The organism is Streptomyces barringtoniae, assembly GCF_020819595.1.
Classification (GTDB): Bacteria; Actinomycetota; Actinomycetes; order Streptomycetales; family Streptomycetaceae; genus Streptomyces; species Streptomyces barringtoniae.
Map to the genome: position 1 here is coordinate 1 of NZ_JAJHNP010000005.1, position 13,201 is coordinate 13,201.

The window sequence follows — 13,201 nt, forward strand, 5'->3', positions numbered from 1 at the left end:
GGCCTTCTCGTCGCCCTCGAAGGCCTTCAGCAGCCAGGAGCGTGCCGAGGTCGCGTTGGTGATCGTCTCGATCGTGGTGAACGTCTTGGACGCGACGATGAACAGGGTCTCCGCCGGATCCAGGTCGCGGATGGCCTCGTGCAGGTCGGCGCCGTCGACGTTCGACACGAACCGGAACGTCAACTCCCGTGCGGTGAACGGGCGCAGTACCTCGTAGGCCATCGCCGGGCCGAGGTCGGAGCCGCCGATGCCGATGTTGACGACGTTCCTGATGCGCCTGCCGGTGTGGCCGGTCCACTCGCCGGAGCGGACCTTGCCGGCGAAGCCTGCCATCTTGTCCAGGACGGCGTGCACCTTCGGGACGACGTTCTCGCCGTCGACCTCGATCACCGCGTTCCGCGGGGCGCGCAGCGCGGTGTGCAGCACGGCCCGCTGCTCGGTGACGTTGATCTTCTCGCCGCGGAACATGGCGTCCCGGAGCCCGAACACGTCGGTGGCGGCGGCGAGTTCCTGCAGCAGGGCCAGGGTCTCGTCGGTGATCAGGTGCTTGCTGTAGTCGATGTACAGGTCGCCGACCCGTACGACGTACCGCTCGGCGCGGCCGGGGTCCGCCGCGAACAGCTCGCGCAGGTGCGGCTGCCCCTCGGCGCGGTGGTCGGCGAGTGCCGTCCACTCGGGCCGGTTGGTGAGCTTCGGAAACTCGGACTCTGCCATCTCAGGCGTTCTCCTTGGCGGCCTCGCCCTTCAGGGCGATGGCGTACATCTCGTCGGCGTCGAGGCGGCGCAGCTCCTCGGCGATGAGTTCGGAGGTGGGGCGGACCTTCAGCGCCAGGGTGCGCGGCGGCTGGCCGGGCAGGGACAGCGTGGCGAGGGGGCCCTCGGGGCGGTCGATGCGGATCTCGCCGTTCTGGGTGCCCAGCCGTACGGCGGTGACGACCGGTCCCGCGGTGACCACGCGGTCCACGGACACCTTCAGGCGGGCCTCCAGCCAGCGGGCCAGCAGCTCGGCGCTGGGGTTGTCCGCCTCCGCCTCGACGGCCGCCGAGGTGATCCGCACCCGGGCCTGGTCCAGGGCGGCGGCCAGCATGGACCGCCACAGGGTGAGCCGGGTCCAGGCGAGGTCGGTGTCGCCGGGGGCGTAGTTGCGGGCGCGGGTCTCCAGGACCTCCATCGGCCGCTCGAAGGCGTACAGGTCGGTGATCCGGCGCTGCGCGAGCGCACCGAGCGGGTCCTCGGCCGGGGCGTCGGGCGCGTCCACCGGCCACCACACGACGACGGGCGCGTCCGGCAGCAGCAGCGGCAGCACGACCGAGTCGGCGTGGTCGGACACCTCGCCGTAGGTGCGCAGCACGACCGTCTCGCCGGTGCCTGCCTCGGAGCCGACCCGGACCTCGGCGTCGAGCCGGGAGTGGGTGCGGTCGCGCAGGGTGCGGACGTGCCGCTTGATGACGACCAGGGTCCGCATGGGGTGCTCGTGCGAGGCGTCCTCGGCGGCCTTGATCGAGTCGTAGGCGTTCTCCTCGTCCGTGACGATGACCATCGTCAGGACCATGCCCACGGCCGGGGTGCCGATGGCGCGGCGGCCCTGCACCAGCGCCTTGTTGATCTTGCTTGCCGTGGTGTCGGTCAGGTCGATCTTCATGGCCTGCGCCAGCTCCGTCCGTCTCGTGCGAGCATCTCGTCCGCTTCCCTCGGTCCCCAGCTGCCCGACGCGTACTGCGCCGGCCGGCCGTGCGCCGCCCAGTACTCCTCGATCGGGTCGAGGATCTTCCAGGACTCTTCCACTTCCTGGTGACGGGGGAACAAATTCGCGTCGCCGAGCAGCACGTCCAGGATGAGCCGCTCGTACGCCTCCGGGCTGGACTCGGTGAACGACTCGCCGTAGGCGAAGTCCATGGACACGTCCCGGATCTCCATCGAGGTGCCCGGCACCTTGGAGCCGAACCGCACGGTCATGCCCTCGTCCGGCTGGACGCGGATGACGATCGCGTTCTGCCCGAGTTCCTCGGTGGCGGTGGAGTCGAAGGGGGAGTGCGGGGCCCGCTTGAACACCACCGCGATCTCGGTGACCCGGCGGCCGAGCCGCTTGCCGGTGCGCAGGTAGAACGGGACGCCCGCCCAGCGGCGGTTGTCGATGCCCAGCTTGATCGCGGCGAAGGTGTCGGTCTTCGACTTGGCGTCGATGCCCTCCTCCTCGAGGTAGCCGACGACCTTCTCGCCGCCCTGCCAGGCGGCCGCGTACTGGCCGCGCACGGTGTGCCTGCCGAGGTCCTGCGGCAGCCGCACCGACTTCAGCACCTTCAGCTTCTCGGTGAGCAGCGCCTCCGCGTCGAACGCGATCGGCTCCTCAATGGCGGTCAGCGCCATCAGCTGCAGCAGGTGGTTCTGGATGACGTCACGGGCGGCGCCGATGCCGTCGTAGTAGCCGGCCCGGCCGCCGATGCCGATGTCCTCGGCCATCGTGATCTGGATGTGGTCGACGTAACTGCGGTTCCAGATCGGCTCGTACATCTGGTTGGCGAAGCGCAGCGCCAGGATGTTCTGGACGGTCTCCTTGCCGAGGTAGTGGTCGATGCGGAACACCTGGTCCGGCTCGAACACGTCGTGCACGATCGCGTTCAGCTCGCGGGCGCTGGCCAGGTCGTGGCCGAACGGCTTCTCGATGACCGCGCGCCGCCAGGAACCCTGCGGCGGGCTCGCCAGGCCGTGCTTCTTCAGCTGCTGCACGACCTTCGGGAAGAACCTCGGCGGCACCGAGAGGTAGAACGCGAAGTTGCCGCCGGTGCCGCGGGAGGCGTCCAGCTCCTCCACGGCGTCCTTCAGCTGCTTGAACGCGGTGTCGTCGTCGAAGTCGCCGGGGATGAACCGCATGCCCTCGGCGAGCTGCTGCCACACCTCCTCGCGGAACGGGGTGCGGGCGTGCTCCTTCACGGCGTCGTGCACGAGCTGCGCGAAGTCCTGGTCCTCCCACTCCCGGCGGGCGAACCCGACGAGGGAGAAGCCCGGCGGCAGCAGGCCCCGGTTGGCGAGGTCGTACACGGCCGGCATCAGCTTCTTGCGGGACAGGTCACCGGTCACACCGAAGATGACCAGGCCGGAAGGACCGGCGATGCGGGGGAGCCTGCGGTCGCGGGCGTCCCGCAGCGCGTTCTCCCAGTCGGCGGCCGGGGCCACCGGGACCTGAACCGCCTCTGGTGCGGGCGCCTGCGGTGCGGGCGCCTCGGCGGCGGGGGCGTTCTCGGTCATCGGGCGTCAACTCCCTTGCTCTTCAGGGACGTGGCCACGGCGTCCAGCAGCTCCTGCCAGGCCGCGTCGAACTTGGCGACGCCCTCGTCCTCCAGCTGCTGGACGACCTCGTCGTAGGAGATGCCGAGCCGCTCCACGGCGGCCAGGTCGGCGCTGGCCTGCGCGTAGCCGCCGGTCACCGTGTCGCCGGTGATCTCGCCGTGGTCGGCGACGGCGTTCAGGGTGGCCTCGGGCATCGTGTTGACGGTGCCCGGTGCGACCAGCTCGTCCACGTACAGGGTGTCCTTGTAGGCGGGGTCCTTCACGCCCGTGGAGGCCCACAGCGGGCGCTGCTTGTTCGCCTTGGCGCCGGCGAGCGCTACCCAGCGGTCGGAGGCGAAGACCTCCTCGTAGGCCTCGTAGGCGAGCCGGGCGTTGGCAAGGGCCGCGCGGCCCTTGAGGGCGAGGGCCTCGTCGGTGCCGAGGGCGGTCAGCCGCTTGTCGATCTCGGAGTCCACGCGGGAGACGAAGAAGGACGCCACCGAGTGGATCGTGGCGAGGTCGATGCCGCGCTCCCTGGCCTTCTCCAGGCCGGCCAGGTAGGCGGCCATGACCTCGCGGTAGCGCTCGAGGGAGAAGATCAGGGTCACGTTGACGCTGATGCCGAGGCCGATGACCTCGGTGATGGCCGGCAGGCCCGCCCTGGTCGCCGGGATCTTGATCATCACGTTGGGGCGGTCGACCAGCCAGAAGAGCTGCTTGGCCTCGGCGACGGTCGCCGCCGTGTCGTGCGCCAGGCGCGGATCGACCTCGATGGAGACCCGGCCGTCCCGGCCACCGGAGGCGTCGTACACCTCACGCAGGATGTCGGCTGCGTCGCGCACGTCGGCGGTCGTCATCATCCGCACCGCCTCGTCCACCGTCACACCGCGCACGGCGAGGTCGGTGAGCTGCTCCTCGTAGCCCTCGCCGGAGCCGATGGCGGCCTGGAAGATCGACGGGTTCGTGGTGACACCGACGGCGCTCCCGCTCGCCACGAGCTCGGCGAGGCTGCCCGAGGTGATCCGCTTCCGCGACAGGTCGTCGAGCCAGATCGACACGCCCTCGTCGGCGAGGCGCTTGAGGGCTCCCGGGGTCGCGATTGCTTCGGTCACAGTGATCATTCTTCTTTCGGGTCGGTATCGGGCGTCGGTGTCAGGCGCGCGCGGCGGCGAGCGACTCGCGGGCCGCCGCGGCGACGTTCTCGGGGGTGAAGCCGAACTCGGTGAACAGCGTCCCGGCGTCCGCGGAGGCGCCGAAGTGCTCGAGGGAGACGATCCGGCCGGCGTCGCCCACGTAGCGGTACCAGGTCAGGGCGATCCCGGCCTCGACGGCCACCCGAGCCTTCACGGCCGGCGGCAGCACCCGCTCGCGGTACTCACGGGGCTGCTCCTCGAACCACTCCACGGACGGCATCGACACCACGCGCGTGCCGATCCCCTCGGCCTGAAGCTGCTCGCGTGCGGCCACGGCCAGCTGCACCTCGGAGCCCGTCGCGATGATGATCACCTCCGGGACCTGGGTCGAGGACTCGCGCAGCACATAGCCGCCCTTGGCCGCGTCCTCGTTCGGCGCGTACACCGGCACGCCCTGGCGGGTGAGCGCGAGCCCGTGCGGGGCGGGGTTCACGGCGTGCCTCTTCAGGATCTCGGCCCAGGCCGCGGCGGTCTCGTTGGCGTCGGCCGGGCGGACGACGTTCAGGCCCGGGATGGCACGCAGCGACGCCAGGTGCTCGACCGGCTGGTGGGTGGGGCCGTCCTCGCCCAGGCCGATGGAGTCGTGCGTCCACACGTATGTCACCGGCAGCTGCATCAGCGCCGACATGCGGACGGCGTTGCGCATGTAGTCGGAGAACACCAGGAAGGTGCCGCCGTAGATCCGGGTGTTGCCGTGCAGGGCGATGCCGTTCATCTCCGCGGCCATGGAGAACTCGCGGATCCCGAAGTGCACGGTACGGCCGTACGGGTCTGCCTCGGGCAGCGGGTTGCCCTCGGGCAGGAAGGAGCTGGCCTTGTCGATGGTGGTGTTGTTGGAGCCGGCGAGGTCGGCCGAGCCGCCCCACAGCTCGGGGAGGACGGGGCCGAGCGCCTGCAGCACCTTGCCGGAGGCGGCGCGGGTCGCGACCGACCTGCCCTCCTCGAACACCGGCAGCGCGTCCTGCCAGCCCTCGGGCAGCTCGCCCTTGCTGACGCGGTCGAACAGCTCGGCGCGCTCCGGCTGCGCGGCGCGCCACTCGGCGATCCGCTTGTCCCAGGCGGCGTGCGCCTCGGCGCCCCGGTCCAGGGCCCGCCGGGTGTGCTCGATGACCGCGTCCTCCACCTGGAAGGTCTGCTCCGGGTCGAAGCCGAGGACCCGCTTGGTGGCGGCGATCTCCTCCGCGCCGAGCGCGGAGCCGTGGGAGGCCTCGGTGTTCTGCGCGTTCGGGGCGGGCCAGGCGATGACCGTGCGCATCGCGATGATCGAGGGCCGCTCGGTCTCGGCCTGCGCGGCCTTCAGCGCCGCGTGCAGGGCGGGGACGTCGATGTCGCCGTCGGCGGTGGGCTCGATGCGCTGGGTGTGCCAGCCGTAGGCCTCGTACCGCTTCAGCACGTCCTCGGAGAAGGCGGTCGCGGTGTCGCCCTCGATGGAGATGTGGTTGTCGTCGTAGACGAAGACCAGGTTGCCGAGCTTCTGGTGGCCGGCCAGGGAGGAGGCCTCGGCGGAGACGCCCTCCTCCAGGTCGCCGTCGGAGACGATCGCCCAGACGGTGTGGTCGAAGGGGGAGGTGCCCGCGGGGGCCTCCGGGTCGAACAGGCCGCGCTCGTAGCGGGCCGCCATCGCCATGCCGACGGCGTTGGCGACGCCCTGGCCGAGCGGTCCGGTGGTGGTCTCGACGCCGGCGGTGTGCCCGTACTCGGGGTGACCCGGCGTCTTGGAGCCCTGCGTCCGGAACGCCTTCAGGTCGTCCAGCTCCAGCTCGTACCCGGAGAGGAACAGCTGCGTGTACAGGGTCAGCGAGGTGTGACCGGGGGAGAGCACGAAACGGTCCCGGCCGGTCCACTCGGGGTCGGCGGGATCGTGACGCATCACCTTCTGAAAGATCGTGTACGCGGCAGGTGCCAGGCTCATCGCCGTGCCCGGGTGCCCGTTCCCCACCTTCTGCACCGCATCGGCCGCCAGAAGACGGGCGGTGTCCACGGCACGCCGGTCGAGGTCCGTCCACTCGAAGCCGTCGGAAGTCTGCGTGGTCATCTTCAAGAAGTCCTCGTTGAGTGCGGGAGCGCTGGCTTGACGCGTTCAAACTTAAAAGTCTGACTTTTTCGAGGAAAGGTCGGGGTGTGTCAGCCTGTGGTGAATCTGGGACAGTGATCGCGCGACAGGGACGGCACGAAAAGGACATGGCTGACAGAACGCCCCAAGGTGAGGGGTCAGGTACGGGCGGCGAGGGCATCAAGACCTTCCCCTTCCCGACCGAACTGGCCGTCGGCGGCGTCGGCATGCAGATCGGCCCGATGGGCACCGACCGCACCTGGCACGCCGACGCTCCCCTGCACCGCGTCCACCGCATCGACTTCCACGTCATCATGCTGTTCACCGACGGTCCCGTACGGCACATGGTCGACTTCGCCGAGTACGAGGCCGGCGCCGGCGACCTGCTGTGGATCCGCCCCGGACAGGTCCACCGCTTCTCCCGCGAGGCCGTGTACCGCGGAACCGTGCTGACCATGCAGCCCGGCTTCCTGCCGCGCGCCACCGTCGAGGCCACCGGCCTGTACCGCTACGACCTCCCGCCCCTGCTGCACCCCGACCCCGACCGGCTCGCCGCCCTCCAGGCCTCCCTCGACCAGCTGCGCCGCGAGTACGAGGACACCGCCACGCTCCCGCTGAGCCTGCACACCGCCGTGCTCCGCCACACCCTGACCGCGTTCCTGCTGCGCCTCGCCCACCTCGCGGCCAGTTCCGCGGAGGCCGGCCGGCAGCGGACGGACAGTACCTTCACCCGCTTCCGGGAAGCCGTCGAGCAGGGCTTCGCCACCAACCACAGCGTCAGCGCCTACGCCGACGCCCTCGGTTACTCCCGCCGCACCCTCGTCCGCGCCGTCCGCGCCGCCACCGGCGAGACCCCCAAGGGATTCATCGACAAACGCGTCGTCCTGGAGGCCAAGCGCCTCCTCGCCCACACCGACCTGCCCATCGGCCGTGTCGGAGCGGCCGTCGGCTTCCCCGACGCGGCGAACTTCACCAAGTTCTTCCACCTGCACACCGGGCAGACACCGGTCGCGTTCCGCGCGGAACTGCGCTGAAGGGTTCAGCGTGCGGCGGGCAACGGCATACGGCGGCCACATCGGGGGAGGGGGACTGCCGGTGCGGGGCGCCGCAGACCGCGACAGGGCCGGGTACGTTCATCACCTCGACGCGGCCCGCAGATGCTCGGCGCCGACGTTGTCGAAGCAGACGTCGGTCCCGTCGGGCGCGGCCCTGCGCAACCGGTCGGCGAATGGGCCGTCGTGGTGGTCGAAGGCCGCGTCGAAACCGGGCCGGCCGTTCGGACGACGGGCCGCCTTCGCCGCCGGGTCCGCACTGCCGATCACCCGCCCCGCGCCCGGCGACGAACCGAAGCCGAGGTGCCGGGGCGGGCGGGGACAGGCATCCCGGTCCACCCGTCGGCACATCCCGGCCTCCGCGCGGGCCTGAAGTCCCTGACGTGCGACGCGCGTTGTGGTGGTCACGGCGCGACGCCAGGGGTTGGCCCGCACGTGAAGGTCAACCCCCGGCGCCGGGTGGTCAGTGGCCGAAGTCGAACCAGTTGACGTTCACGAAGTCGGACGGCTGGCCGCTGCTGAAGGTCAGATACACGTCGTGTGTTCCAGTGACCGAGCCGATGTTGGCCGGGACCGTCCTCCAGGACTGCCAGCCCCCGGTGTTGCCGACCGCGAAGCTGCCGACGGGCGCGTTGCCACGGCTGTCCAGGCGCACCTCGACCAGTCCGCTGACGCCGTCGGCCGCGCCGCTCGCCACGCGCGCGTAGAACTGCGTGGCCGGTGTCGAGCCGAAGTTCACGCCCTTGTACAGCGCCCAGTCGCCGTTCGCGATCCAGCCGATGTCCTGGCCGCCGCCCGTGTCGCTCGTGGTCTCGGTGCTGATGCCGGACTGGCCGTCGTAGGACTCGGCCTGGACGGCGCTGTAGGCGTCGCGGTTGCCGGGCGGCGGGGGAGTGGTGCCGCCGCCGCTGCCGGAGGACTGCAGGACCTGCACGTAGTCGACGGCCATCGGGTGGCCGGGCTCCGTGGCACCGGTGGGACCGCCGCCGAAGGCACCGGGGAAGCCGCCGCCCATCGCCACGTTCAGGATGACGAAGAAGCCGTGGTTCGTGGCGTTGGCCCAGGTGGTCGCGTCCATCTGGTTCGCCGTGACCGTCTGGTAGTTGACCCCGTCGACGTAGAAGCGGATCGCCTCGGGGCTCACCGAGCGGTCCCACTCCATGGTGTAGGCGTGGAAGCCCGACTGGCAGGTGGTGTTGGGGCATGCCGTGGAGTTGCCGAGGCCCGAGGTCTCGTTGCAGGGGCCGCCCGGGTTGGTGCCGCAGTGCATGGTGGCCCAGGTCTTGTTCAGGCCCTGGACGTTCTCCATGATGTCCAGCTCGCCGACGCTCGGCCAATTCTGGTAGTTGCCGCGGAACGGCGCGCCCAGCATCCAGAAGGCGGGCCAGTAGCCGGCGGCCGCGTTCCCGGTCACGTTCGGCATCTGGATCCGGGCCTCCACGCGCAGCTTGCCGCCGGCCGGGGGCTGGAAGTCGGTCCGGGTGGTCTCGATCCGGCCGGAGGTCCAGTTGCCGGAGGCGTCGCGGCGCGGGGTGATGAGCAGGTCGCCGTTGCCGTCGAGTGCGACGTTGTTCGTGCTGGAGGTCATCGACTCGACCTCGCCGGTGCCCCAGTTGGCGGCTCCGCCGGGATACGAAGTCCCGGTGTCGTACTGCCAGTTGGAGGTGTTGATGCCGGAGCCCGCCGCGCCGTTGAAGTCGTCCAGGAAGACCTGGGTCCAGCCCGAGGGAGGGGTGGGGGCGGTGGCGCCGGCGGGGGCGGTGGCGGCCGTGGCGACCGCCACCGCCAGGCCGAGCGTGGCGACGGCGGCGACGAGCGCACGGCGCAGGGGGCGGGGTCTGGGTATGCCGGAGGAATCGCTCATGGGGGCCTCTCGGTGGGTACGGGGAGTGTGCGGGGCGATGTGAGAGCGCTCCCACACTCGTACTGAGAGCGCTCTCAAGGTGCCGCCAATGTGCTCCCCGCCCCTGCGGTCGTCAAGATGTGAAACAAAGAAAGTCGTTGATCCGCAGGGGAGTTCAGGGGGTGAAGCCGCCCGTACCAGCTCAGACCGGCCGCCAGCCCAGCGCCCGTGAGATGCCCCGGGCCGCCAGCCGTACCGCCGGAGCCAGCGCCGGCACCTGGGCACCCGCCCGCGGCACCACCACCGACACCGCCGCCACCACGTCCCCGCCCGGCCCGCGCACCGCCGCCGCCACCGACAGCGCGTCCTCGGTCACCTGACGCTCGCTCACCGCCACACCGGACCGGCGCACCTCGGCGAGCGTACGGCGCAGCCGCACGTGATCGCTGATCGTGTACGGCGTGAAGGCGGCCAGCGGCCCGGCGCAGTACTCCTCCTGCAGGTCCGGGCCGGCGTGGGCGAGGAGGGCGAGACCGACGCCGGTGGCGTGCAACGGCCAGCGCGCACCGACCCGGATGTGCACGCCCACCGCCGAACGGCCCGACAGCCACTCGATGTAGACGACCTCCGTACCGTCCCGCACGGCCAACTGCACGTTCTCGTGCGTCGCCTCGTACAGGTCCTCCAGGTACGGCAGTGCCAGTTGCCTGAGGCCCAGGCCGCGTGGTGCGAGCGCGGCCACCTCCCACAGCCGCAGCCCCACGTGGTACATCCCGGACGCGTCGCGCTCCAGCGCGCCCCACGCGGTCAGGGCGGCCGCCAGCCGGTGCGCGGTGGTCAGACTGAGCCCGGCCCGGCGGCTGATGTCCGTCAGGGACAGGGCGGGGTGCTCGTGGTCGAACGCGGCGAGCACCGCCAGCAGCCGGTCGGCCGCGGACCGCTCGCTCACACAGCACCTCACCCGGTCGCCGTACGTCGTGGCCCGGATCGTAACCGACGCCGTCGGCCCGGGCAGGCAGCCGCTGCCCGGTCATGTCGGTCACGGATCCCCTGGCGGGTCAGTGGGTCATGAAGGAGGTGACGGGCAGCGGCCGGGAGACGATCCGGACGTCGCCGAGGCGTCCGTGCAGGATCTGGTCGATCTTGTCCGCGTACTCGTAGCCGCCGAGCAGCCAGGGGTGCCCGGACGAGGCGATGCCGATCGCGGGGGCGTGCGGGTTGCGCGCCACGGGGCAGCCCTGGACGTACATGGTCGTGTGCTGTCCGTCGTTGACCACGGCCAGGTGCCACCAGGTCTCGCGGGCGGTCTCGTCGCCCCAGTTGGTGGCGAGCTGCCGCTGGTTGAGCGGGTGGACCGCCCACTGCGGGCCAGGGCCGTCGGAGATGGACAGCGTGGCCAGCGGTTCGTCAGGGTCGTCCGTGACCGTGCCCACGGAGCCGTTGCGGCCGGTGCGGCTCACCAGGCCGGACCAGGCGTTGTGCGAGGCGTCCCAGTCGGCGGGCAGCCAGTAGAACGCCTCGATGGTGTAACCGTGCTCGAAGGTGGCCGAGTTGAGCGGGGCGCCGTCGACCGTCCGCAGATACGCGCCCTTCAGCGGCGACTTGTAGCCCTGGAACTCCAGGCTGCCGTGGCCCGGCTGGTCGGGGTGGTGGTCCGCCGACCAGCCGAGCGACCCGCCGCCCACCGAGACCACGGTGACATCGTTGCCCCGGCCGGAGAGGTCGCGGACGGTGCCGGAGACGGGCGACTCGAAACGCCAGTAGGCGACCGTGCCCGGTACCAGCATCTTCGACGCCGGCCGCGCCCGGCGGGCCGGCACCGGGTCGAAGCCGGAGAAACGGGCGGCGAAGTCGATCTCGACGGAGAAACGGTCCGCCTCGCCGCTGAGCTCGATCTCCTGCCGCTCCAGCTCGTTGAGGCCCTTCTTGGCCCGGCCGAGGATCCACGGCGAGACCGTCTCCACGTCGATGACGTTCCGGTCCAGGTCGAAGTGGTAGAGGCGGATCATCGCCGCCCCGCCGAAGTAGCGGTTCTGGTAGTTCGTGAGGTGCAGGTGCACCTCGTTGCCGGCCGCGTTCTTGCGGGTCGCGCGGCCCGCGGGCCAGTAGTGGCCGTTCAGGGTCAGGAAGATCTGGTCGTGGTCCTCGATCAGCTGGTCCCACAGCTGCTGCCCGTAGGACGACAACTGATCGTCCCCGGCGACCAGTTCGTGCGTGGTGAGCACGACCGGCGTCCTCGGGTGCCGGGCGAGCACGTCCTTGGCCCAGGCGTACCCCTTCGCCGACAGCCGCCAGTCGAGCGCGAGCACCATCCACTCACGGCCGCCGGCCCTGAACAGGTGGTAGGTGTTGTAGCCGTCCGAGGAGGCGCCCCCGAACGTCGGCTTGTCCCGGAAGCGCCGCGGCCCGAAGGCGTCCAGGTACGGCGTCGCGCCGCGCTGGTCGTCCGTGGACGACCTGACGTCGTGGTTGCCGGCCAGCACGCTGTAGCCGACGTCCCGGCGGTCCAGGATCCCGAACGCCTCGCCGATCGCCGCGAATTCGTCCTCGGCGCCGTTCTGGGTGAGGTCGCCGAGGTGGGTCAGGAAGACGATGTTGTCGTCCCTTCCGTGCTCCAGAAGATAGCGCAGCGAGGCCTCGAGCGGCGCCGGGTAGATGCTCGGGCCGTCGAACAGGTACTGGGTGTCGGGCATCACCGCCAGCGTGAACCGGCGGCTGTCCGTGTCCGGCCGCAGGCCGCCCCGCTCGGCCGTCTCGGCAGCGGCCGGTACGGCGACCCCGGCCGTGGCCGCGGCGCCGAGCAGCGCGGTGGCCCTGAGGAAACTGCGTCGTCCGGCACCGGCCTGCACGGCCTCGCCCTGGCTGTGGTCATGCGACGTACACACGTGTGCTCCGTGAGGGTGAGAGGGCTTCGAGGGGAAGTCGTGCGGGGCCAGGGGCCAGGGGCCAGGGGGCAGGCGGGCCAGAAGGCCAGGGATCTACAAAAGGAAGGGCTCGTGGTGCGCCTGCGCGATCTTCCGTACGAGGGCGTCGAACCGCGGATCGCCGTCGGCGGGCGTCCGGCCCAGGGTGAGCACCGGCGCCGCCGCCCGCAGGCGGATCCGCGGCGCGCACACCTCGGTACCGCGCGGCGCCGACGGCTCGTCCTCGGCCGTCACCACCCGCAGCGTCAGCCACACCCCACCGCCGTCCTCCGGCAGTGTGAAGGGCAGCGGTACGGCCGCGGTCTCGCCCGGCCGCAGATCGGGCAGCTCAGCCGGAGCGGTCAGGGTACGGCCGTCGGCCGGCGCCAGCTCCCAGGTCGCCGCCAGCCCGGCGAGACCAGGGAAACGCCGGTGGTTGGCGACGACGATCCCCTCGTGCCGGTAGCACCGGATCCGCACCGGCGCCGTGTTCTCCCGGCGGTGCTGCGGGTCGTCCGGCCTCGGGACGCGGGCGCTGCGGTCGCGGAAGACCGTCAAGTCCGACGCGTCGGCCTCGTGCGCCCTGTCGGTCCTGTCGGCCGCTGCCGCGACGAACGTGCCGTCGTACGGCGCGCCGCCGAGGCCACCGCCGTACGTCCAGCCGCCGACGGGTGCGGTGACACCGTTGTCGTACAGCCCGGCACCCGTGCGCCCGGCCGGTCTTCCCTCGCTCACGCGACGCAGGATTCCGTGGCCCCAGAACTCCCGGATGAAGCCACCCTGAAGGCCCGGGGTGTACTCGGTGGCCGCCCAGTGGTCCGCGCGCCCGGAAATGATGGGATGGCGGTGGACCCGGTCACCATCCGGTCCGGCCTCTCGGGGTCCGGGGC

10 protein-coding genes and 1 pseudogene are annotated in these 13,201 nt (G+C 71.3%); 1 reads left to right on the top strand and 10 read right to left on the bottom strand.

The annotated features are described in order from the left end of the window. The 5 genes from LMU33_RS09405 to tkt form a co-directional block, all read right to left on the bottom strand. The coding region (locus LMU33_RS09405) for a phosphoglucose isomerase-related protein (protein ID WP_504967690.1) at nucleotides 1-714 on the bottom strand (714 nt) is incomplete at its 3' end. A gap of 1 nt (nucleotide 715) precedes the next feature. Then, nucleotides 716-1,642: a glucose-6-phosphate dehydrogenase assembly protein OpcA gene (gene opcA / locus LMU33_RS09410; RefSeq protein ID WP_228619099.1), complete on the bottom strand. Its 927-nt coding sequence runs from the start codon at nucleotides 1,640-1,642 to the stop codon at nucleotides 716-718. Further along, the gene (gene zwf / locus LMU33_RS09415; protein WP_228619100.1) at nucleotides 1,639-3,246 is read right to left on the bottom strand and encodes a glucose-6-phosphate dehydrogenase; all 1,608 of its coding nucleotides are present in this window, start codon (nucleotides 3,244-3,246) and stop codon (nucleotides 1,639-1,641) included. The genes opcA and zwf overlap by 4 nt, the downstream gene beginning before the upstream one ends. Then, complete coding sequence (gene tal / locus LMU33_RS09420; protein WP_228619102.1) at nucleotides 3,243-4,388, bottom strand: transaldolase; 1,146 nt, start codon at nucleotides 4,386-4,388, stop codon at nucleotides 3,243-3,245. The genes zwf and tal overlap by 4 nt, the downstream gene beginning before the upstream one ends. A 31-nt stretch (nucleotides 4,389-4,419) precedes the next feature. Next, nucleotides 4,420-6,495: a transketolase gene (tkt, locus tag LMU33_RS09425; RefSeq protein ID WP_228619103.1), complete on the bottom strand. Its 2,076-nt coding sequence runs from the start codon at nucleotides 6,493-6,495 to the stop codon at nucleotides 4,420-4,422. Nucleotides 6,496-6,641: 146 nt separating this feature from the next. Between tkt and LMU33_RS09430 the strand changes: the two genes are divergently transcribed. Then, nucleotides 6,642-7,547 carry a helix-turn-helix domain-containing protein gene (locus LMU33_RS09430; protein ID WP_228619105.1) on the top strand — a complete coding sequence of 302 codons (906 nt, stop codon included), beginning with the start codon at nucleotides 6,642-6,644 and terminating at the stop codon, nucleotides 7,545-7,547. 102 nt (nucleotides 7,548-7,649) lie between these two features. Here the strand turns inward: LMU33_RS09430 and LMU33_RS41635 are convergent, their stop codons facing one another. The 5 genes and pseudogenes from LMU33_RS41635 to LMU33_RS09455 all read right to left on the bottom strand — a co-directional run. Then, a complete protein-coding gene (locus tag LMU33_RS41635) occupies nucleotides 7,650-7,973 on the bottom strand; it encodes a hypothetical protein (protein WP_308280765.1) in 324 nt (107 codons plus the stop codon). Nucleotides 7,974-8,028: 55 nt separating this feature from the next. Beyond that, on the bottom strand, nucleotides 8,029-9,429 hold the full coding sequence (locus tag LMU33_RS09440) for a glycoside hydrolase family 16 protein (protein WP_228619107.1): 1,401 nt from the start codon (nucleotides 9,427-9,429) through the stop codon (nucleotides 8,029-8,031). Nucleotides 9,430-9,610: 181 nt separating this feature from the next. Continuing rightward, nucleotides 9,611-10,357: an IclR family transcriptional regulator gene (locus LMU33_RS09445; protein WP_228619109.1), complete on the bottom strand. Its 747-nt coding sequence runs from the start codon at nucleotides 10,355-10,357 to the stop codon at nucleotides 9,611-9,613. Nucleotides 10,358-10,466: 109 nt separating this feature from the next. After that, nucleotides 10,467-12,293, bottom strand: a complete 1,827-nt coding sequence (locus LMU33_RS09450) for a LamG-like jellyroll fold domain-containing protein (protein ID WP_228619110.1) — start codon at nucleotides 12,291-12,293, stop codon at nucleotides 10,467-10,469. A gap of 126 nt (nucleotides 12,294-12,419) precedes the next feature. Then, nucleotides 12,420-13,133: pseudogene (locus LMU33_RS09455) on the bottom strand (DUF4981 domain-containing protein); the annotation flags it as partial. Nucleotides 13,134-13,201: the final 68 nt, after the last annotated feature.